Source organism: Providencia sp. PROV024 (assembly GCF_032709665.1).
Classification (GTDB): Bacteria; Pseudomonadota; Gammaproteobacteria; order Enterobacterales; family Enterobacteriaceae; genus Providencia; species Providencia huashanensis.
Genome location: NZ_CP120545.1, coordinates 1,099,409 through 1,120,760 on the forward strand (window position 1 = coordinate 1,099,409; position 21,352 = coordinate 1,120,760).

Below are 21,352 nucleotides of genomic sequence, written 5' to 3' on the forward strand. Positions count from 1 at the left end.
TTTCGGAATATACCGCTTAGTAGAAAGAGCAGAGCTAAGTAAGATAGGTATGATAACGGAAATACTTCACTTATTTGCATATAAAACATAATCATAATATAGGGATTCATTATGTTGGCAAACATCATCAAGGCAATACTTAAATTTTTATTTCGCGTCCAAGTTACCGGTGATGCAAAAGAATTTAATCAAGATAAATGCTTGATTACACCCAATCATGTTTCTTTCCTTGATGGTGTTTTGATTGCACTTTTTTTACCTGTAAAACCTGTATTTGCTGTGTATTCATCATTTGCGACACCAAAAATGGTGAAGCGTCTTAAACCTTATGCGGATATTGTTCCTCTTGACCCTGCTAACCCTTTAGGGATACGTCACCTTGTTAAAGAGGTGGAAAAAGGGCGCCCAATCGTCATTTTTCCAGAAGGGCGTATTACTGTGCATGGTTCTTTAATGAAAATCTATGAAGGGGCTGCATTTGTTGCTGCAAAGTCGGAGGCAAAAGTTGTTCCTATTCGTATTGAAGGTGCGGAGCGCAGTCACTTTGGTCGGTTAAAAGGCATTATTCCATTAAAATGGTTCCCAAAAATCACATTACATATTTTGCCTGCACAAAGCATTCCTATGCCTCAAGCCCCTCGAGCTGTTGAGCGCCGAGCCTTAGCTGGAGAGCATTTGTACCAAATTATGAAATCTGCGCGTATGGCTTGTTTGCCCCAAGTCACATTGGTCGAAGAGTTTATTCAAAGTGTTCATAAGTTTGGTCGATATACGCCCTGTATTGAAGATATCGCTTTTAAAGAAGACTCCTACCAAAGCTTATTGAAAAAAGCTCTGGGAGTCGGGCGTATTATAGAACGTTATACCCATGAAAATGAGCGTGTAGGCTTATTATTGCCAAATACAACAGTTACGGCTGCGGCTATTTTTGGGGCCCTAATGAGGGGACGAGTCCCTGCGATGCTGAATTATACTGCGGGAAGCCATGGGATCAGTAATGCATTAAAAGCATCTGCAGCCACTGTCGTATTTACCTCTCGCCAATTTTTAGAAAAAGGTCATTTAACGCATATTCCCGAGCAAGTTACTGAAGCTAACTGGATTTACCTTGAAGATTTAAAAGATACAGTGACATGGCAAGATAAACTTTGGATTGTTAAGCATTTATTTAATCCACGTAAAGCCGTTATCCCGCGCAAAACGACAGATGAAGCGATCGTGCTATTCACTTCAGGGTCAGAGGGAACACCGAAAGGGGTGGTTCATAGCCACGGGAGCTTAATGGCGAATGTTGAGCAAATTAAGACCATTGCTGACTTCACTCCTCGTGACCGTTTTATGTCATCATTACCATTATTCCATGCATTTGGTCTAACTGTTGGTTTGTTCATTCCTCTATTTTCAGGAAGCCGAGTGTTTCTTTATCCAAGCCCTTTGCACTATCGAGTCATTCCGGAATTGGTCTATGACAAAAATTGTACAGTGCTTTTTGGGACTTCGACATTTTTAGGTAATTATGCGCGTTTTGCGCATCAGTATGATTTTGCACGTTTGCGCTATGTCGTTGCTGGCGCTGAAAAGCTCTCTGATAAAACTAAAAAAATCTGGTTTGATAAATTTGGTATTCGTATCCTTGAAGGGTATGGGGTGACTGAATGTGCTCCTATCGTTTCAATTAACGTACCAATGGCCGCTAAAGAAGGTTCAGTAGGTCAAATTTTACCCGAAATGGAGGCGAGGATTATCCCTATCCCAGGTATTGAACAGGGGGGGAAATTACAGCTAAAAGGGCCAAATATCATGAAGGGGTATTTACGTGTTGAAGCCCCTGGTGTCTTAGAAACGCCTAAAGCGGAAAATGAGCAAGGTGAATTAGAAGATGGCTGGTATGACACGGGTGATATCGTTACTTTAGACAATCAAAACTTCTGTACTATTAAAGGTCGTGTTAAGCGTTTTGCAAAACTTGCAGGGGAAATGGTTTCTCTTGAAAGTATTGAACAAATGGTCGCGGGTATTTCACCAAATGAGAATCATGGCGTTGTCACTAAGCCTGATAGTAGTAAGGGTGAGGCGCTTGTTTTATTCACGACAGATAAAGAATTAGACCGCAGCGCATTGTCTGCGGCAGCGAAAAGCAAAGGCTTAACTGAATTAGCTGTCCCGCGTGACATTCGTTTAGTAAAAGAACTGCCAGTTTTGGGAAGTGGTAAAACGGACTTTGTTACACTAAAACAGATGGCGTTAAAGGATGAATAATATGCAAGAAAGCATGCAAAATGCGCCATTAATGAGCCGAGGAATGAAAGCCGTATTGGCGTCTCAATTCCTCTCTGCATTTGCTGATAATGCATTATTATTTGCAATACTTGCACAGCTTAAAGCAGAGTTTTACCCTGAGTGGAGCCATCCTATTCTGCAAATGGTGTTTGTATTTACTTATATTGTACTGGCACCTTTTGTAGGGCAAATCGCCGATAGGTTCTCAAAAGGGCGCGTAATGTTGTTTTCTAACATTTTTAAATTTATTGGGGCTCTTGGTATTTGTTTGGGGTTAAACCCTTTCCTTTGCTATGGTCTAGTGGGGGTAGGCGCTGCATCTTATTCCCCTGCTAAATACGGTATTTTAGGGGAATTAACAGGGGGAGATAACCTTGTTAAAGCAAATGGAGTTATGGAAGCATCGACAATCGCGGCTATTCTAGTGGGCTCAGTGGTCGGTGGGGTGCTTTCCGATATTAACCTTATATTAGCGCTCGGAACTTGTGCTGTATTGTATGCATTAGCTGTTATTGCCAATTTCTTTATCCCACCGCTAGTGGCTGCACGGCCAGGCAAAGGCTGGAATATTAAACTATTAGTGACTGATTTTTTCGGTGCTTGCCGTATTCTATGGTCTAACCAAGAAAGTCGCTTCTCACTTGTGGGGACCAGTTTATTTTGGGGGGCGGGTGTCACCTTACGTTTTTTATTAGTGGCATGGGTACCTGTCGCTTTAGGCTTACAAGACAACACAACCCCAACAATCCTCAATGCGATGGTTGCTATAGGGATTGTCGTTGGAGCGGGGCTTGCTGCTAAATTTATTACCTTAAAAACGGTTTATCGTTGTATTCCTGCTGGGGTTATCATCGGTATCATGGTGGTTTTACTCTCATTGCAAACTAATATTATTCCAGCATATTTTATTCTGATAATACTTGGGGTATTTGGTGGCTTATTTGTGGTTCCACTTAATGCATTACTTCAAGAAAAGGGGAAAGAGACTGTTGGAGCAGGGAATGCCATTGCTGTGCAAAACTTAGGCGAAAACAGTGCAATGCTAATTATGTTAGGCTTGTACTCTTTGGCAATTAAAGCTGGTTTGTCAGTAGTGAATGCAGGGATTGGTTTTGGTGCTGTATTTGCGATAGCTATTGCGGGTTTGTGGGTTTGGGATCGCGCTCGTAAAAAAATGAAGTAAAGGTAGGTAGCATCATGATAGATGAGAAGCAACTCGAAATATTGAGTATTCAAATTGGTCAGAAATTAACAGAACAAGGTAAAACAGTCACCGCTGCTGAATCTTGTACTGGTGGCTGGGTTGCTAAGGTATTGACCGATATCGCAGGGAGCTCAGCTTACTTCCAGCGTGGCTTCGTCACTTATAGCAATGAAGCCAAACACCAAATGATTGGTGTTAAAGAGGAGTCTTTACAACAATATGGCGCAGTAAGCCAACAAGTTGTCGCAGAAATGGCTTTAGGGGCATTGCGGGAAGCGAGGGCCGATTTTGCTGTTTCAATCAGTGGAATTGCCGGCCCCGACGGCGGTAGTATAGAAAAGCCTGTTGGGACAGTCTGGTTTGGTTTTGCTAAAAAACAGGCTGATAAAACCATAACCGTAACAACACAGCACTGTGTATTCCAAGGGGATAGAAACCAAGTTCGTTTACAATCAACGGGTTATGTCCTAGAAACACTTTTAAAGTTGTTAAATGAAAAATTTTCTTGATACTGTATGATTATACAGTATAATTAATTTTAACAAACCCAATTCAATCGTTTTATTCGCAGTGGTCAAGCCATTGCACTTAGGGAGTAATCATGGCTATTGATGAAAACAAACAAAAAGCACTTGCAGCAGCATTAGGCCAAATTGAAAAACAATTTGGTAAAGGCTCCATTATGCGTCTTGGTGAAGACCGCTCTATGGATGTTGAAACGATTTCAACAGGCTCCTTATCCCTTGATGTTGCATTAGGCGCTGGTGGCTTGCCATTAGGTCGTATTGTTGAAATCTACGGTCCTGAAGCTTCGGGTAAAACAACATTAACTTTACAGGTTATTGCTGCGGCACAACGCAGTGGTAAAACTTGCGCATTTATCGATGCAGAGCACGCCTTAGACCCTATCTATGCGAAAAAATTAGGCGTAGATATTGATAACTTATTATGTTCACAACCCGATACAGGTGAACAAGCTCTTGAAATTTGTGATGCATTAACACGCTCAGGGGCGGTTGATGTCATTATCGTTGACTCTGTTGCTGCGTTAACACCTAAAGCTGAAATTGAAGGCGAGATTGGTGATTCTCATATGGGTCTAGCAGCCCGTATGATGAGCCAAGCAATGCGTAAATTGGCGGGGAATTTAAAAACGTCAAATACCTTACTGATCTTTATCAACCAAATTCGTATGAAGATTGGTGTTATGTTTGGTAATCCGGAAACCACTACAGGTGGTAACGCATTGAAATTCTACGCATCTGTCCGTTTAGATATTCGCCGTATCGGTGCGGTGAAAAACGGTGAAGAAATTGTAGGTAGCGAAACCCGTGTTAAAGTTGTGAAAAATAAAGTCGCAGCACCATTTAAACAAGCTGAATTCCAAATTCTTTATGGTGAAGGGATTAACACCTTCGGTGAGCTTATTGACTTAGGTGTAAAACATAAATTAATTGAAAAAGCGGGTGCTTGGTATAGCTATAACGGGGACAAAATCGGTCAAGGTAAAGCTAACTCAACAACTTATTTAAAAGAGCATCCTGAAATAGCACAGGAAATTGATACGAAACTACGCGAAATGTTATTAAATCATACTGGTGAATTTAGTAGCGCTGCGGAAGATTTCGTCAGTGGTTCTGATGAAGAAGAAACACCAGAAGAAATTTAATTCAAGTGTAACTATTTGATTATCATCTAAATTAGTGGCGCACCTTTCATAAGGGGGCGCCATTTTTATTTTGGCCTATTACATTAATAGTTTATCGAACAGTTTTTCTGTGGAAAAATACCCCAGCGCGGGGTATAAACATGCTTTCAGAAAATATCTAGACGCTTTACAATGAAAGCTGCTAATGGATGTATCTATATTTTACTTCTGCATAAAGAGACTTTATCTTATCAGTCACTTTTTAATCGGAGAGTTGATTAGAGGTGATGTTACATACCATCTCAACAATTCGTAATTCTGTTTCCAGCTTGATATCGGGATAAATATGAGTAAAAGCACCGCTGAGATCCGTCAAGCGTTTCTCGACTTTTTTCATACGAAAGGTCATCAAGTGGTCACCAGCAGTTCGCTAGTGCCAAATAATGACCCTACACTACTGTTCACAAACGCAGGGATGAACCAGTTCAAAGATGTATTTCTTGGCCTGGATAAGAGAGCATATTCCCGAGCGACAACTGCGCAACGTTGCGTTCGAGCAGGTGGTAAACATAACGACTTAGAAAATGTGGGTTATACCGCTCGCCACCATACATTTTTTGAAATGCTAGGTAACTTCAGCTTCGGTGATTACTTTAAGCATGATGCTATCCGCTTTGCTTGGGAACTATTAACTAGCGAAGAGTGGTTTAATTTACCAAAAGAAAGGCTGTGGGTAACTGTCTACGCGACAGATGATGAAGCGTATGATATCTGGAACAAAGAAATTGGTGTTCCAGCTGAGCGTATTATTCGTATTGGTGACAATAAAGGTGCACCATATGCGTCAGATAACTTCTGGCAAATGGGTGATACAGGCCCTTGTGGTCCATGTACAGAGATTTTCTATGACCATGGTGAGCATATTTGGGGTGGTCCTCCGGGGAGCCCTGAAGAAGATGGTGACCGTTATATTGAAATCTGGAACCTTGTCTTCATGCAATTTAACCGTCAATCAGACGGTACTATGGAGCCACTGCCAAAACCTTCAGTCGACACAGGGATGGGTTTAGAACGCATTTCTGCGGTACTTCAACACGTAAATTCTAACTATGAGATTGATATTTTCCGCGAACTCATTGCTGCTGCTGCGAAAGCAACAGGGGCAACTGATTTGGAAAATAAATCATTGCGTGTTATTGCTGACCACATTCGTTCTTGTGCATTCCTTGTTAGTGATGGTGTCATTCCATCAAATGAAGGGCGTGGCTATGTTTTACGGCGTATTATTCGCCGAGCAGTGCGTCACGGTTACATGCTTGGTGCAAAGGATACCTTCTTCTACAAATTAGTTGCTCCACTAATTAACGTGATGGGCTCTGCTGCGGATGAGCTTGCACGTCAGCAAGCAATGGTAGAAAAAGTTCTTAAAACTGAAGAAGAACAATTTGCTCGTACTTTAGAACGCGGTTTGCAATTATTAGACGAAGAACTTGCTTCCCTAAAAGGCGATACGCTTGATGGTGAGGCTGCATTCCGTTTATATGATACCTATGGCTTCCCTATCGATTTAACGGCGGACGTTTGCCGTGAACGCAATATTAAAGTCGATGAGCAAGGTTTTGAGCATGCGATGGAAGACCAACGTCGTCGTGCTAGAGAATCGAGCGGTTTTGGCGCAGATTATAACTCATTAATCAAAGTTGATAAGCGTAGCGAATTCTCTGGTTATCAATACGATGAGCAACAAGCAACAATCACGGCTTTGTATAAAGATGGTCAACCTGTTGATACCCTTAAAGAGGGTGAAGAAGGGTTGGTTATCCTAGATAAAACTGCATTCTATGCAGAGTCCGGTGGGCAAGTGGGTGACACTGGTTATTTAAATAGTGACAGTGCAAGCTTTAATGTAACAGACACTCAAAAATACGGCCAAGCGATTGGCCACATAGGTAAAGTAGAGTCAGGTACATTAGTTGTTAACCATCGTATTACTGCTTTGATTAATAGCGCGAGGCGTGATGCTATCCGCTTAAATCACTCAGCGACACATTTACTTCATGCTGCATTACGTCAGGTATTGGGTGAGCATGTGTCACAAAAAGGCTCATTGGTTAACGATAAATATCTCCGTTTTGATTTCTCCCATTTTGAAGCGATGACACAGGAAGAGCTACGTCAGGTAGAAGATATTGTGAATGCTCAAATCCGAAAAAACTCAGAAATTGAAACTGAGTTGATGGATTTAGAGGGAGCTAAAGCGAAAGGCGCTATGGCATTATTCGGTGAAAAATATGAAGAACGTGTACGCGTTTTGAGTATGGGGGATTTTTCTATTGAATTATGCGGTGGTACACATGCTAGTCGAACTGGGGATATTGGTTTATTCCGTATTCTTAGCGAATCAGGCACTGCTGCTGGCGTTCGTCGTATCGAAGCAACAACGGGGGCGATGGCGATTGAAAATATTCACAATCAATCCGAGCAACTTTCAGCAATTGCTCACCTATTAAAAGGTGACTCCAATAGTCTTGTGGAAAAAGTTAAAGCTGCATTAGACAAATCTCGTCAGCTCGAGAAAGAAATTTTGCAACTAAAAGATCAGCAAGCATCGCAAGAAAGTGCTTCAATAGGTAGTAAAGCGAAAGATGTGAAAGGCATCAAGTTGTTAGTGACTCAATTGAGCAATACTGATCCTAAGCTACTGAGAACTATGGTAGATGATCTCAAGAACCAGCTGAAATCTGCGATTATCGTGCTTTCAACAACAAGTGGTGATAAAGTCAGTATGATCGTTGGGGTGACTAATGATTTAACTGCTAAAGTTAAAGCAGGTGACTTGATTTCCTTTATTGCAGGGCAGGTTGGCGGTAAAGGTGGTGGGCGACCAGACATGGCACAGGCAGGGGGTACTGACGTGAATGCATTACCTGCTGCGATGGCAAGTGTCGAAGAATGGGTTGAATCACGGCTATAAGCGTCGACAAAGTTGCCTCATTAAAATATGAGGCAACTTTAAGCTGTTGCGGCATTGTTAATGTATCGCTTGTAGTGTTATATTTTGCTTGTAAATAATTAGAATGCTTGCATTGATGGCATCAATGCTTTAGGTGAATATCATTGCTTTACGTTTTCACGGTGTGTGATGGACAATAGCGGGGGATACCTAAAGACCCGACTCTTTTAATATTTCAAGGAGCAAAGAATGCTTATTCTGACTCGTCGAGTTGGTGAAACACTCATGATAGGCGATGAGGTAACAGTTACTGTATTGGGTGTCAAAGGCAACCAAGTTCGTATTGGTGTTAACGCCCCAAAAGAAGTTTCTGTTCACCGTGAAGAAATTTATCAACGGATCCAGGCTGAAAAAACTCAACCAGATAATCAATAATAAAAAAGAAGCGTCCAATGATTGACCACACAGCAAGAATGGACGCTTGTCTTTCCTATTCTATTATTCCCTTTTGTTAATCTAATATGCAGTTTTTTTGGTGTTTAGCGACTGTATTTTGCTGAGCATTAATTTTCATCGTGCTCGATTCATTTTTTTATTGCATGTCTATTTTTCACTTGGCTAAAAAATATACTTTTTGTTGAGTGCTATCATCATTTTTTTTCCTGCTTTTTGTTTATAAACTTAGTGAGATAAGGGCTGAAAAAGATCTTTTTCGGTGCTAAACTAATCATCTTGCTTGTGAAATGTGCAAACAGACTACGGAATGCAAAAAGTTTGGAAAAATTGTTTGACTTCTAAGTCTAGGAAAGTAATATGTGCGCCACACAGCAACGAGATGTTTGAAAAAACAAATCGTGTGTAACTAAAATATGGTGAGGTGGCCGAGAGGCTGAAGGCGCTCCCCTGCTAAGGGAGTATGCGGTCAAAAGCTGCATCGAGGGTTCGAATCCCTCCCTCACCGCCATTTTAGATATGCATCCGTAGCTCAGCTGGATAGAGTACTCGGCTACGAACCGAGCGGTCGGAGGTTCGAATCCTCCCGGATGCACCATCTTTAACCCTATAAGAGTATCTGATGGGGTTTTGTTTTGGTTCTAGAATATTGAAAACCAAAACATGCAGTAACTTAGAAGTTAGTTTTTAGTAGTTGATAAAAATTTTGAGATAAAAATCAGTCTTGCACTAAACATGCATCCGTAGCTCAGCTGGATAGAGTACTCGGCTACGAACCGAGCGGTCGGAGGTTCGAATCCTCCCGGATGCACCATCTCTTAGTTGCTAAATTTAGCATATCAATAATACATTTTAATCTAATTCATAAAAAGTTATTGGAACATCGATTTATAATCGAAATAATTTTGCATCCGTAGCTCAGCTGGATAGAGTACTCGGCTACGAACCGAGCGGTCGGAGGTTCGAATCCTCCCGGATGCACCATCATTAGAAACTCCTCACTTTGAGGAGTTTTTTTTTGCCTAAAATTAGAAAAAATGCCATTCACCTAATATCTTTGTATGTAATCCTCGATAAACCACACATCTAGACAGCGACAATTTATGTGATTTAAGCTAAAGTAATTGCCTCAATAAAATAAATTAACATCACAGGCGGGAGGTCGATTTGATCCCGGACGTATCAAAAGCGCTCTCATGGTTAGAGGCGCACCCAGAAGCACTAAATGGAATTCAACGTGGTATTGAGCGCGAAACATTGCGTGTGTCCCCAACAGGTGCGATAGCTGAAACATTGCATCCAGAAGGGCTGGGAAAAGCTTTAACACATAAATGGATCACGACAGATTTTGCGGAGTCCTTACTCGAATTTATTACTCCTGTAGATAAAAGCATCAGCCATAATTTGGCCTTTCTTCGGGACTTACATCGTTATACTGCGCGCCAACTTAAAAATGAAAGAATGTGGCCGCTCAGTATGCCGTGCTTTATTGAAAGTGAAGATAGAATCACTCTTGCTCAATATGGTTCTTCTAATGTCGGGCGTTTTAAAACCCTGTATCGAGAGGGCTTAAAAAATCGTTATGGTGCGCTAATGCAAACGATAGCAGGGGTGCATTATAACTTTTCTTTGCCAATTGAATTTTGGCAGGCTTGGGCTGGTGTAAAAGATGAAGAAAGCGGTAAGGAAAAAATTTCAGAGGGCTATTTACGTCTGATCAGAAATTATTACCGCTTCGGTTGGGTTATTCCGTATCTATTCGGCGCATCTCCAGCCATTTGTGGCTCTTTCTTAAAGGATAGAGACACAGCGTTATCATTTGATAAAACAGATTGTGGCACTTATTACTTACCTTATGCGACATCACTGCGCATGAGTGACCTAGGCTATACAAATAAGTCGCAAAGTGATCTAAATATTACGTTCAATAAACTGGATGAATATATAGAAAACTTGAAAAAAGCCATTCATAAACCTTCGGCTGAGTTTGAAAAGCTAGGAGTAAAAAAAGATGGCGAATATGTTCAGTTAAATACGAATGTATTACAGATAGAGAATGAGCTGTATGCCCCTATACGGCCGAAACGTGTACCTAAAGGTAATGAATCACCTTCAGATGCTCTAATGCGTGGTGGTATTGAGTATATTGAAGTTCGTTCACTGGATATCAACCCGTTCAGTGCAATTGGGGTAAATGAAACACAAGCTCGGTTTGTTGATCTATTCTTAATATGGTGTGTGCTTGCAGATGCACCTGAAATGAATGCTCAAGAGCTTGATTGCTGTCGCCAAAATTGGAACAGGGTGATCCTTGAAGGGCGTAAACCTGGACAAGTGATTGGTTTTGGTTGTGGTAGTGAAGTCAAACCATTAGTTGAGGTTGGTCAGCAATTATTTAATGATTTAATTCGGGTTGCTGAAGTGCTTGATACTTGCTGTGATGAAAGGTATCAAGAAGCTTGCCACCAGTTTGTTGCCATGTTTGAAGATCCAACACTGACATACTCAGCGCTCGTTATGGATGAGATGTTGGAAAAAGGCATTGGTGGTTATGGGCTAGAATTAGCTGAGAAGTATTTTGAACAGTTAGTTAATGAACCTTATGAAGTGATTACTGAAGAGCAATTTGAACAAGCACGGTTAGCTTCAATTGAGAAGCAAGCAAAGATGGAGCAAAGTGAAACTGAAAGCTTTGAAGACTATCTGCGCATCCATGCAGGACGCTAAAAGAAATGGCCACACTAGGTGGCCAAATAAAAATCTCTTAGAGAATTAGGGATGATAACAAATTGCGCGTCTTTCAATATTTCAGACTCTGCATTTTCAAAATAGTTTCATTTATTTTTAGAAATAATTTTTATATTTTTGAGGAGGTCACAAAATGCCATTATTAGATAGCTTTACTGTCGATCATACTCGCATGTCAGCGCCTGCTGTACGTGTGGCAAAAACCATGAAAACACCGAATGATGATACTATCACAGTGTTTGATTTACGTTTTACCGTGCCAAATGAAGAAGCCATGACAGAGAAAGGAACGCATACTTTAGAGCACTTATTTGCAGGCTTTATGCGTGATCATCTCAACAGTGATGGTGTAGAAATTATTGATATCTCTCCAATGGGCTGCCGTACAGGTTTTTATATGAGCTTAATCGGCCAACCAGAGGAGCAGCGTGTTGCTAATGCGTGGAAAGCGGCAATGGAAGATGTTTTGAAGGTTGAAGATCAAAACAAAATTCCTGAATTGAATGTATATCAGTGTGGTACATATAAAATGCATTCATTAGAAGAAGCGCAACAAATTGCACGTAATGTTCTCGCTTCCGAGATTGGTATCAATAAAAATGATGAATTAGCGTTACCAGCAGACAAACTAGAGCAACTGCACGTCTAGTTATCTATTTTTTAGTTGATCTATATATAAAACAAAAGAGCCAATATCTGGCTCTTTTTAGGTTGTGAGCTAAGAGTGGCAGTTTAAATTAAAGGTCTGGGATTTGGGAGCTAAATGCCAGAGGGGTTATCCTGACTTGCTTAACAATATTTTCGCTCATGACTAATACCTCGATAAGGTAATGGCCTACCACGATTTGCTCTTCAGGTTGAGGGATATCACCTATCACCTCTAATACCATGCCATTAACCGTCCTAGGGCCATCAATAGGGAGATTCCAATCGAATGCCTTATTTAGCTCACGGATATTGGCAGAACCGTCTACAAGTACGCTACCGTCACTTTGTGGCAAAACCTCTTCAGCTAGTGATGGAGACATAGATGTTGTAAAGTCCCCTACAATTTCTTCTAAGATATCTTCGACAGTAATAAGACCTTGAATTTCACCATATTCGTCAACAATGATGCCTAGCTTTTCTTTGTTATGCTGAAAATTAACAAGTTGAATATTAAGTGGCGTACTATTCGGGATGAAATAGATATTATCAGCTGCTTTAATCAGATTTTGCTTGTTGAATTCGCGTTTTTCCATCATCAAACGATAGGCTTCTCGAACACGCAAAATACCAATGGAATCATCAAGGGAATCACGATAAAGCACTATACGTCCATGAGGTGAATGCGTTAGCTGTCGAATAATTGATTTCCAGTCATCATTTACGTCAATGCCCACAATTTCATTTCTTGGCAACATAATATCGCCAACGGTGACTTTGTCTAAATCCAATATTGAAATCAGCATGTCTTGGTTGCGACGGCTAATTTTATGCTTTGATTCGTTAACAATGGTCCGCAATTCTTCCTTGTTGACGGCATCCGTACGGGCAGTTAGCGACCGTATACCTATACAACGTAACAACAAGGCTGAAATGGTATTAAATGCCAACACAATCGGCATCATAATGACTTGTAGTGGCTTTAAAAGGTAGCTGCTAGGAAACGCAATTTTTTCTGGATACAGCGCAGCGAGTGTTTTAGGCATAACCTCGGCAAATATAAGGATCACAAATGTTAGAATCCCCGTCGCCATTGCTACACCGGCATTGCCGTATAAACGCATGCCAATAATCGTCGCTAATGCAGAGGCGACAATATTGATTAAATTATTGCCAATAAGCACTAAACTTAAGAGTTTATCGGGGTGCTTGAGTAATTTTTCGACGCGGATCGCAGAGCTATTGCCATGTTTTGCTAAATGTTTTAAACGATAGCGGTTTAATGTCATCATCGCTGTTTCGGAAGCAGAGAAATAGGCCGACATAAAAATTAAAACAATCAATATGATGATTAGCGTACTGGTAGACACATCATCCAAAACAAGGTTCCTTATATGAGGCTAATGGTGGTTTAGTTGTCAAAATATTATAAATTCCTGTATAAGGCGGTTACCAAAAAAAGCCATTGTTAAGATAATGGAGCCCCCAACGTGGAAAAACAACACGCGTTTACCCCGCCATCCACCATGGAAATGCCCCCAAAGCAAAGTAATATAAACAAACCAAGCAATAACAGATAATACTGATTTATGGATATTTTCTTTACCAAAAATATTATCCATATAAATAAAGCCTGTGCATAAGGTTAATGTAAGCAAAATCACACCAACCTGAGTGATATGAAACATCTTGCGTTCTACAACCATCATGGGTGGCATATCTGGGCTAAATTTTAAGGTTTTATTTTTTAATTGGTGGTCAATCAACGCCACTTGGAGAGCATATAACGCTGCAATGAGCAACGTTGCATAGCTCAATAAAGCTAAGCCGATATGAACGAATAGAGGGACGCTCGCTTCTAGATGAGTAATAAACTCACCGGGCATGATGGTGGATAACATTAAATTAATGATAGCAAAACTATATACAATCGGAGTTAAGTACCAGGCTTTTCCCCAATAAGCCACAACGGTCATAATCACACACATAAGCAAGCTAACCGCAGAACCTAGATTCAACAGTGTGAGATTTTGCCCCTCGGCCTCACTGAAAATAAGTAATTTCAGTGTTATTGCATGAGTCACTAACGCAATAACAGCAAGCAAAATCGCTAGGCGACGATAGAATAGCTGCTTACGCACTTGACCGGGGACGATCAGTAGCAGACTGACCATGTATGTACAAACTGCTATGACTGCAAATACGGGCATAGTATAGTGTCGTTGTTCTTGGTTAGTGGAAAGTTATTACATAGTATAACTTGTACGGGTGTAGGCTCCAACCATTGGACGGGCTAATCACAGCATATTCGTTGTTGATAGCACTTCATGCGCCAACTGATTTGATTTATCACCATAAATTAGAACCATAATAACCTGTATCATCAGTTTCAAACAGGGGGCAGCGAAAAAACAATGGGCATGTTACAATAGCATAATTATTTTGCCCGAATTATTTTAGCGTTGGTTTTTCTTTCATGATTATGAAAGGATTGATACTTATAATTCAAGTCGTTATAACCAATACACTTGAAATTAGCTGTATTAGCAACCAGATCAGGCTGAGCATCGGCCCATCAACAGAATTGAGCTAAGACATATGTTTGATAATTTAACTGACAGACTATCGCGCACGTTGCGCAATATCAGTGGGCGGGGACGCCTTACTGATGACAATATTAAAGACACATTACGCGAAGTTCGCATGGCCTTACTGGAAGCAGACGTTGCTTTGCCAGTTGTCCGTGAATTTATTCAAAAAGTCAAAGAAAGTGCTGTTGGTCAAGATGTTAATAAAAGCCTAACACCTGGCCAAGAATTTATTAAAATTGTTCAAAATGAACTGACTAGGTCGATGGGGGATGAAAACCATCAGCTTAATTTATCTGCGCAACCGCCTGCGGTAGTCTTAATGGCCGGCTTGCAAGGTGCGGGTAAAACGACCAGTGTTGCCAAGCTTGGTAAGCATTTAAAAGAAAAACAAAAGAAAAAGGTACTGGTGGTCTCAGCTGACGTTTATCGCCCTGCGGCGATCAAACAGCTAGAAACATTAGCTCAATCTGTTGGGGTTGATTTTTTCCCTTCCGATGCACAGGAAAAACCCGCAGCCATCGTACAAAAAGCATTAAAACATGCACAGTTACAATTCTATGATGTGTTGTTAGTGGATACCGCCGGTCGTTTACACGTTGATGAAGCGATGATGGAGGAAATCCAAGAAGTTCACCGCATTATCAAACCCGTTGAAACCTTATTTGTCGTTGATGCAATGACAGGTCAAGATGCGGCAAATACTGCAAAAGCGTTTAATGAAGCATTACCACTGACAGGGGTTGTATTAACCAAAGTTGATGGGGATGCTCGAGGCGGTGCGGCACTGTCAATCCGTGCTATCACAGGCAAGCCAATTAAATTCTTAGGGGTTGGTGAAAAAACTGATGCCTTAGAGCCTTTTTACCCTGAGCGTGTCGCTTCCCGTATCCTTGGTATGGGGGATGTGATTTCTCTGATTGAAGAGATCGAACATAAAGTTGACCGTGATGAAGCTGAAAAATTAGCGAAAAAGCTAAAAACGGGTGATAGCTTTGATTTAAATGACTTCCTGAGCCAATTAAAGCAAATGCGTAATATGGGCGGCATGGCGAGTATGATGAGTAAAATGCCGGGGATGTCCCAATTACCTGATGCCGTCAAATCGCAAATGGATGATAAAATCACTGTTCGAATGGAAGCGATGATTAATTCTATGACGCGTAAAGAGCGTGAGAAACCGGAAATTATTAAAGGTTCACGTAAACGTCGTATCGCAGCAGGTTCTGGTACAACAGTACAAGAGGTGAACCGCCTCTTAAAACAATTTGATGATATGCAGCGCATGATGAAGAAAATGAAAAAAGGCGGCTTAGCCAAGATGATGCGCGGTATGAAGGGTATGATGCCTCCGGGTTTTCCGGGGCGTTAAACAATAAAGCCTCAAACAAAACGTACTTTTGATTGATTTTTGCGTCAAAGTGAGTAAACTTTTCGGGCTTTTTATATGACAGCCGGACTCTATCCCTCGATGGAGTCTGGTTGTTTTGTTAACTAATGAGGATGTTATGGTAACAATTCGTTTATCTCGTGGCGGCGCTAAAAAACGTCCGTTCTACCAAATCGTTGTAACCGATAGCCGCAATGCGCGTGACGGTCGTTTCATTGAGCGTATCGGTTTCTTCAACCCGATCGCAGCAGGTCAAGCAGAAGAACTGCGTTTAGATCTGGACCGTGTTGAGCATTGGGTTGGCTTAGGCGCAACTATTTCTGACCGTGTTGCACAACTGGTCAAACAAGCTAAGAAAGTAGCTTAATCTGTCACGGTGGTAACAATGAGCAAGCAAACTAAGTTACTGCCACCTGAAAACCCAATTGTATTGGGCAAATTAGGTGCAGCATACGGTATTCGCGGTTGGCTCAAAGTTTTTTCGTCCACCGAACATGCTGAAAGTATTTTTGATTATCAGCCTTGGTTTATCCAACGTTCAGGTCAATGGCAACACATTGAAATTGAAGATTGGAAACATCATAACAAGGATATCATTGTTAAGCTGGGTGGGGTCGATGACCGCGACGCAGCAGCACTCTTGACTAACTTTGAAATTGCGGTGAATTCAACCCAACTTCCTGAGTTAGAAAACGAATACTACTGGAAAGACCTTATGGGTTGCCAAGTTGTTACGTTACAAGGGTATGGCCTTGGTATTGTTACTGACATGATGGAAACTGGTTCAAATGATGTACTAGTTATTAAGGCGAATTTAAAAGATGCATTTGGCATCAAGGAGCGGTTAGTTCCGTTTCTTGATGGGCAGGTTATCAAGAAAGTCGATCTCGATGCCAAACTTATTGAAGTGGATTGGGATCCTGGTTTTTAAATCTCCGGTTGAACGGTTTTGATAAGTGGGACGAAATTATGTGGATTGGTGTAATTAGCCTGTTTCCCGAAATGTTCCGCGCAATAACCGAGTACGGGGTAACTGGTCGGGCAGTGAAAAATGGCCTGCTGACTGTTGAGTGCTGGAATCCTAGGGATTTTACCCATGATAGGCATAAAACAGTCGATGATCGCCCCTATGGAGGTGGTCCAGGTATGCTGATGATGGTTCAACCTTTAAAGGATGCAATCAACACAGCAAGAACTGAGGCCGGTGTTGGTGCAAAGGTTATTTATCTTTCACCTCAAGGGCGCAAATTAAGTCAAGACGGCGTTTGCGAACTAGCAACCAATGAGAAGCTAATTCTTGTTTGTGGTCGCTATGAAGGTATTGATGAGCGTATTATTCAAACCGAAGTTGACGAAGAATGGTCAATTGGTGATTACGTTCTCAGTGGTGGGGAACTCCCTGCTATGGTGTTGATAGACTCAGTCTCGCGGTTTATTCCGGGGGTACTTGGTCATCAAGCTTCTGCACAAGAAGATTCTTTTGCTGATGGCTTGTTAGATTGTCCACATTATACCCGCCCTGAAGTGTTAGATGGCATGCAAGTTCCTGAGGTACTGCTTTCAGGGAATCATGCCAAAATAGATAGTTGGCGCATGAAACAATCACTTGGTCGTACCTGGCTTAGAAGACCTGAGCTTCTGGAAAGCCTAGCTCTGACTGACGAGCAGAGGATGTTGCTGACTGAATTCCAAAATGAATATCAGTCCGAGCAACAAATGAATCCAGACAATTAATTGTCTAAACATATCAGTTTACCTAGGGTAAGAGAGTTATTATGAGCAATATTATTAAACAACTTGAAGACGAGCAAATGAAGCAGGACGTACCTTCGTTCCGTCAGGGTGACACCGTGGAAGTTAAGGTATGGGTCGTTGAAGGCTCTAAAAAACGTCTGCAGGCATTCGAGGGCGTGGTTATCGCTATTCGTAACCGCGGTCTGCACTCTGCATTCACTGTTCGTAAAATTTCTAACGGCGAAGGTGTTGAGCGTGTATTCCAAACTCACTCTCCAGTCGTAGATAGCATTGCTGTTAAACGTCGTGGTGCTGTTCGCAGATCTAAACTGTACTACCTGCGTGAGCGTTCTGGTAAGGCAGCTCGTATCAAAGAGCGTCTGAACGCCAAGTAATACGCTTTCGCTACATCCGAAAGTTATGTTATGAGAGAGGCCCGCAGATGCGGGCCTTTTTATATTTGTCACTATATTCGTCATATTTCAAGTCGTAGCTGTGTTGGCAGCACTCATTCGCACTAGTCACATACTTGTGTATGCTCCTAGCGCCTCATTCCTTTGCCGCCTTGCTACACCTCGAACTATTTAGAATATAGCTGAGAGAGTTTATCTCAAGTTGTAGTTGTATTGGCAGCACTCATTCGCACTAGTCACATACTTGTGTATGCTCCTAGCGCCTCATTCCTTTGCCGCCTTGCTACACCTCGAACTATTTAGAATATAGCTGAGAGAGTTTATCTTAAGTCCTAGCTGTGTTGGCAGCACTTATTCGCACTAGTCACGTACTTGTGTTTGCTCCTAGCGTCTCATTCCTTTGCCGCCTTGCTACACCTCGAACTATTTAGAATATAGCTGAGAGAGTTTATCTTAAGTCCTAGCTGTGTTGGCAGCACTTATTCGCACTAGTCACATACTTGTGTATGCTCCTAGCGCCTCATTCCTTTGCCGCCTTGCTACACCTCGAACTATTTAGAATATAGCTGAGAGAGTTTATCTCAAGTTGTAGTTGTATTGGCAGCACTCATTCGCACTAGTCACATACTTGTGTATGCTCCTAGCGCCTCATTCCTTTGCCGCCTTGCTACACCTCGAACTATTTAGAATATAGCTGAGAGATTAATCTCTTAATCTGTAAATAAATATTTACTAAAAATTGGTGTTGAACTCTGATTTAAATACTATAAATGTTAATTTTATGTAAATTGATATAATTATCAATAAATTGAACATATGTAAATTATTGTTTACACATATGGAAATATTTTACACAAATGGATTGAATTGTTTACGATGCATGGTATGTTATTAGCCATACACCCAAACACAATATGTAAACAATAAACTAAGCAAATATAAGCTAATAAGTAGGTAAAAAATGATCATGCAAAAAGATGTACTCAACAATGTGAATATTCAAGATGAGCAGGTATTAATTACTCCTGAGAGTCTGAAACAGAAATATCCGCTGAGTCACAGCAGCCTGCATGCCATTGCGACATCGCGCCAAGTGATTGCCGACATCATTCACCAACGTGATCCTCGCTTACTCGTGGTATGTGGTCCTTGCTCAATCCATGATGTGGATGCCGCTATTGAATATGGTGAGCGCCTGAAAAAATTAGCCGAAGAATTAAGTGATAGCTTATATATTGTGATGCGCGTGTACTTTGAAAAACCTCGTACTACAGTAGGTTGGAAAGGTTTAATTAGTGACCCATTCATGGACGGTTCTTTTGAAATGGAAAAGGGGTTACATATTGCTCGTGATTTATTAACCAGCTTAGTCAATATGGGGCTGCCATTAGCAACTGAAGCATTAGACCCTAATAATCCACAATACTTAGGGGATTTATTTAGCTGGTCTGCAATTGGTGCTAGAACAACAGAATCTCAGACTCACCGTGAAATGGCATCTGGTTTATCTATGCCTGTTGGCTTCAAAAACGGAACTGATGGTAGTTTATCTACGGCAATCAATGCATTAAAAGCTGCTGCTATGCCTCACCGTTTTATGGGGATTAACCAATCTGGTCAAGTGTGTTTATTACACACAAAAGGTAATAGTAATGGCCATGTTATATTACGTGGCGGTAAAAAGCCTAACTATGAAGCTGAAGATATTGCAGCTTGTGAAGTTGAAATGAAAAAAGCGGGCTTAGCACCATCGTTAATGGTGGATTGTAGCCATGGCAACTCGAATAAAGACTACCGCCGTCAGCCACAGGTTGTTGATTCAATTATTGAACAAATTGTTAATGGTAATGAGTCAATTACAGGTATTATGTTAGAAAGCCATATTAATGAAGGTAATCAAACGTCTGAACAAGCACGTGATATGATGAAATACGGCGTCTCTGTGACAGATGCTTGCATTAATTGGCAAACAACAGAAACTGTATTGCGCAATTTGCATCAAGCACTGCTACCAGTGCTAGAACAACGCGCACAAAAACTGAGTAAAGTGAGCTGATCAAGGTATTGGTATGTCTGCTGAATTATCCCATTTACGGGAAAAAATTGATGAGGTTGATAAATCTTTATTAGATTTATTGGCAAAAAGGCTGCAATTGGTTGCTGAGGTCGGTGAGGTAAAAAGCTTACATGGGTTACCAATATACGTGCCTGAACGTGAATCAAGCATGTTAGCTGCTCGTCGTGCTGAAGCTGAGCGAATGGGGGTCCCTCCTGATCTTATCGAGGATATTCTTCGGCGGGTCATGCGTGAGTCCTATGCTCGTGAAAATGATAAAGGGTTCAAAACATTGAACCCATCAGCAGGGCCGATAGTCATTGTCGGTGGCGATGGAAAAATGGGGCGGTTATTTCATCGTCTCCTCACTTTATCGGGCTATCAAGTTAAGTCATTAACTGAAAATGATTGGTCTAAGGCCGAGTCGATTGTCGCGGGCGCTAGTATAGTAATGGTGAGTGTACCTATTCATTTGACGGTTCAAGTGATCAACAAATTACCCAAACTAGACAAAGACACAATCTTAGTGGATATCGCTTCTATTAAGCAGCAACCACTAGACGCTATGTTAGCGGCTCATGATGGGCCAGTATTGGGGCTTCACCCAATGTTTGGTCCTGATATTGGTAGTGTTGCGAAGCAGGTCTTTGCCTATTGTCATGGCCGTGGTGCTGGATCTTATCAATGGTTCCTTGAGCAGCTATTAGTTTGGGGAGCTAGACTGAAAGAAATTTCGGCAAAAGAACACGATAAAAACATGAGCTTTATCCAAGCGTTACGTCATTTTACGACCTTTACGTATGGGCAAAATTTAGCGAAAGAAAATATCGACTTGCAGCAATTGCTTGAATTATCGTCACCTATTTATCGCTTAGAATTAGCGATGGTTGGGCGGTTATTCGCGCAAGACCCGCAGCTATACGCAGATATCATTATGTCTTCTGAAGAAAATGTTGAGTTGATCCGTCGTTACCATCAGTTGTTAGGAAACTCAATTGACTTACTTGAAAGCAAAGATAAAGCGGAATTTATTCGCCAATTTAATCATGTTAGTGAATGGTTTGGTGAAGATGCCCACCATTTTATGAAAGAAAGTCAGTCGTTATTGCAAAGAGCGAACGATAACCGTAAATAATCATTCCTCGCCTTCTATCGTATTTCTTGCGGTAGGAGGCTTTATTTCTTCTGCGAATGCATTGTTATGCCTTACAAATACTAATTTTAGACAATCTAATTCTGA

General features: G+C 41.3%; 17 protein-coding genes and 4 tRNA genes. 19 read left to right on the top strand and 2 right to left on the bottom strand.

Translation table 11 applies throughout. From position 1 onward, the window contains the following. Positions 1–111: 111 nt before the first annotated feature. The 12 genes from aas (at position 112) to luxS (ending at position 11,935) form a co-directional block, all read left to right on the top strand. Positions 112–2,259, top strand: coding sequence for a bifunctional acyl-ACP--phospholipid O-acyltransferase/long-chain-fatty-acid--ACP ligase (aas, locus tag P3L56_RS04970; RefSeq protein WP_042848693.1), 2,148 nt, complete (start codon positions 112–114; stop codon positions 2,257–2,259). Position 2,260: 1 nt separating this feature from the next. Further along, entirely contained in the window at positions 2,261–3,463 is a 1,203-nt protein-coding gene (gene lplT, locus P3L56_RS04975) for a lysophospholipid transporter LplT (RefSeq protein WP_042848691.1), read from the top strand. A gap of 14 nt (positions 3,464–3,477) precedes the next feature. Next, positions 3,478–3,993, top strand: a complete 516-nt coding sequence (gene pncC / locus P3L56_RS04980) for a nicotinamide-nucleotide amidase (protein WP_048608226.1) — start codon at positions 3,478–3,480, stop codon at positions 3,991–3,993. Between the two features lie 92 nt (positions 3,994–4,085). Next, the gene (recA, locus tag P3L56_RS04985) at positions 4,086–5,153 is read left to right on the top strand and encodes a recombinase RecA (protein ID WP_048608224.1); all 1,068 of its coding nucleotides are present in this window, start codon (positions 4,086–4,088) and stop codon (positions 5,151–5,153) included. Positions 5,154–5,478: 325 nt separating this feature from the next. Next, on the top strand, positions 5,479–8,106 hold the full coding sequence (alaS, locus tag P3L56_RS04990; protein WP_042848688.1) for an alanine--tRNA ligase: 2,628 nt from the start codon (positions 5,479–5,481) through the stop codon (positions 8,104–8,106). A 228-nt stretch (positions 8,107–8,334) separates the two neighbouring features. Beyond that, positions 8,335–8,520 carry a carbon storage regulator CsrA gene (gene csrA, locus P3L56_RS04995; protein WP_004264815.1) on the top strand — a complete coding sequence of 62 codons (186 nt, stop codon included), beginning with the start codon at positions 8,335–8,337 and terminating at the stop codon, positions 8,518–8,520. A gap of 436 nt (positions 8,521–8,956) precedes the next feature. Beyond that, positions 8,957–9,049, top strand: a tRNA-Ser gene (locus P3L56_RS05000). A 10-nt stretch (positions 9,050–9,059) separates the two neighbouring features. Then, positions 9,060–9,136: transfer RNA gene (locus tag P3L56_RS05005), tRNA-Arg, on the top strand. Between the two features lie 139 nt (positions 9,137–9,275). Further along, positions 9,276–9,352 (top strand) — tRNA-Arg (locus tag P3L56_RS05010). Between the two features lie 93 nt (positions 9,353–9,445). Next, positions 9,446–9,522, top strand: a tRNA-Arg gene (locus P3L56_RS05015). A 183-nt stretch (positions 9,523–9,705) separates the two neighbouring features. Further along, positions 9,706–11,265 (top strand): glutamate--cysteine ligase, encoded by a 1,560-nt coding sequence (gene gshA / locus P3L56_RS05020; RefSeq protein WP_042848687.1) that lies wholly within the window; start codon positions 9,706–9,708, stop codon positions 11,263–11,265. 154 nt (positions 11,266–11,419) lie between these two features. Beyond that, complete coding sequence (gene luxS / locus P3L56_RS05025) at positions 11,420–11,935, top strand: S-ribosylhomocysteine lyase (RefSeq protein ID WP_042848686.1); 516 nt, start codon at positions 11,420–11,422, stop codon at positions 11,933–11,935. Between the two features lie 88 nt (positions 11,936–12,023). Here the strand turns inward: luxS and P3L56_RS05030 are convergent, their stop codons facing one another. Continuing rightward, positions 12,024–13,310 (bottom strand): CNNM domain-containing protein, encoded by a 1,287-nt coding sequence (locus P3L56_RS05030; protein ID WP_042848685.1) that lies wholly within the window; start codon positions 13,308–13,310, stop codon positions 12,024–12,026. Positions 13,311–13,349: 39 nt separating this feature from the next. Beyond that, positions 13,350–14,141, bottom strand: coding sequence for an inner membrane protein YpjD (locus tag P3L56_RS05035; RefSeq protein ID WP_272686169.1), 792 nt, complete (start codon positions 14,139–14,141; stop codon positions 13,350–13,352). A gap of 388 nt (positions 14,142–14,529) precedes the next feature. On the opposite strand from P3L56_RS05035, the gene ffh reads away from it, so the two are divergent. From ffh to tyrA, 7 genes are all read left to right on the top strand, one after another. Further along, positions 14,530–15,891 (top strand): signal recognition particle protein, encoded by a 1,362-nt coding sequence (ffh, locus tag P3L56_RS05040; RefSeq protein WP_272686170.1) that lies wholly within the window; start codon positions 14,530–14,532, stop codon positions 15,889–15,891. A 136-nt stretch (positions 15,892–16,027) separates the two neighbouring features. Beyond that, complete coding sequence (rpsP, locus tag P3L56_RS05045; protein WP_042848682.1) at positions 16,028–16,276, top strand: 30S ribosomal protein S16; 249 nt, start codon at positions 16,028–16,030, stop codon at positions 16,274–16,276. An 18-nt stretch (positions 16,277–16,294) separates the two neighbouring features. Next, complete coding sequence (rimM, locus tag P3L56_RS05050; RefSeq protein WP_042848681.1) at positions 16,295–16,840, top strand: ribosome maturation factor RimM; 546 nt, start codon at positions 16,295–16,297, stop codon at positions 16,838–16,840. A gap of 38 nt (positions 16,841–16,878) precedes the next feature. Further along, complete coding sequence (trmD, locus tag P3L56_RS05055) at positions 16,879–17,643, top strand: tRNA (guanosine(37)-N1)-methyltransferase TrmD (RefSeq protein WP_042848680.1); 765 nt, start codon at positions 16,879–16,881, stop codon at positions 17,641–17,643. Between the two features lie 41 nt (positions 17,644–17,684). Next, entirely contained in the window at positions 17,685–18,038 is a 354-nt protein-coding gene (gene rplS / locus P3L56_RS05060) for a 50S ribosomal protein L19 (protein WP_042848679.1), read from the top strand. 979 nt (positions 18,039–19,017) lie between these two features. After that, positions 19,018–20,112, top strand: coding sequence for a 3-deoxy-7-phosphoheptulonate synthase (locus tag P3L56_RS05065; protein ID WP_042848677.1), 1,095 nt, complete (start codon positions 19,018–19,020; stop codon positions 20,110–20,112). Positions 20,113–20,125: 13 nt separating this feature from the next. Next, positions 20,126–21,247 carry a bifunctional chorismate mutase/prephenate dehydrogenase gene (gene tyrA / locus P3L56_RS05070; protein ID WP_042848676.1) on the top strand — a complete coding sequence of 374 codons (1,122 nt, stop codon included), beginning with the start codon at positions 20,126–20,128 and terminating at the stop codon, positions 21,245–21,247. Positions 21,248–21,352: the final 105 nt, after the last annotated feature.

Excerpts from the sequence above, each read along its gene's own strand:
- aas (WP_042848693.1), top strand. The coding sequence starts at position 112 with ATGTTGGCAAACATCATCAAGGCAATACTTAAATTTTTATTTCGCGTC.
- lplT (WP_042848691.1), top strand. The coding sequence starts at position 2,261 with ATGCAAGAAAGCATGCAAAATGCGCCATTAATGAGCCGAGGAATGAAA.
- pncC (WP_048608226.1), top strand. The coding sequence starts at position 3,478 with ATGATAGATGAGAAGCAACTCGAAATATTGAGTATTCAAATTGGTCAG.
- recA (WP_048608224.1), top strand. The coding sequence starts at position 4,086 with ATGGCTATTGATGAAAACAAACAAAAAGCACTTGCAGCAGCATTAGGC.
- alaS (WP_042848688.1), top strand. The coding sequence starts at position 5,479 with ATGAGTAAAAGCACCGCTGAGATCCGTCAAGCGTTTCTCGACTTTTTT.
- csrA (WP_004264815.1), top strand. The coding sequence starts at position 8,335 with ATGCTTATTCTGACTCGTCGAGTTGGTGAAACACTCATGATAGGCGAT.
- luxS (WP_042848686.1), top strand. The coding sequence starts at position 11,420 with ATGCCATTATTAGATAGCTTTACTGTCGATCATACTCGCATGTCAGCG.
- P3L56_RS05035 (WP_272686169.1), bottom strand. The coding sequence starts at position 14,141 with ATGCCCGTATTTGCAGTCATAGCAGTTTGTACATACATGGTCAGTCTG.
- ffh (WP_272686170.1), top strand. The coding sequence starts at position 14,530 with ATGTTTGATAATTTAACTGACAGACTATCGCGCACGTTGCGCAATATC.
- rpsP (WP_042848682.1), top strand. The coding sequence starts at position 16,028 with ATGGTAACAATTCGTTTATCTCGTGGCGGCGCTAAAAAACGTCCGTTC.
- rimM (WP_042848681.1), top strand. The coding sequence starts at position 16,295 with ATGAGCAAGCAAACTAAGTTACTGCCACCTGAAAACCCAATTGTATTG.
- trmD (WP_042848680.1), top strand. The coding sequence starts at position 16,879 with ATGTGGATTGGTGTAATTAGCCTGTTTCCCGAAATGTTCCGCGCAATA.
- rplS (WP_042848679.1), top strand. The coding sequence starts at position 17,685 with ATGAGCAATATTATTAAACAACTTGAAGACGAGCAAATGAAGCAGGAC.
- P3L56_RS05065 (WP_042848677.1), top strand. The coding sequence starts at position 19,018 with ATGATCATGCAAAAAGATGTACTCAACAATGTGAATATTCAAGATGAG.
- tyrA (WP_042848676.1), top strand. The coding sequence starts at position 20,126 with ATGTCTGCTGAATTATCCCATTTACGGGAAAAAATTGATGAGGTTGAT.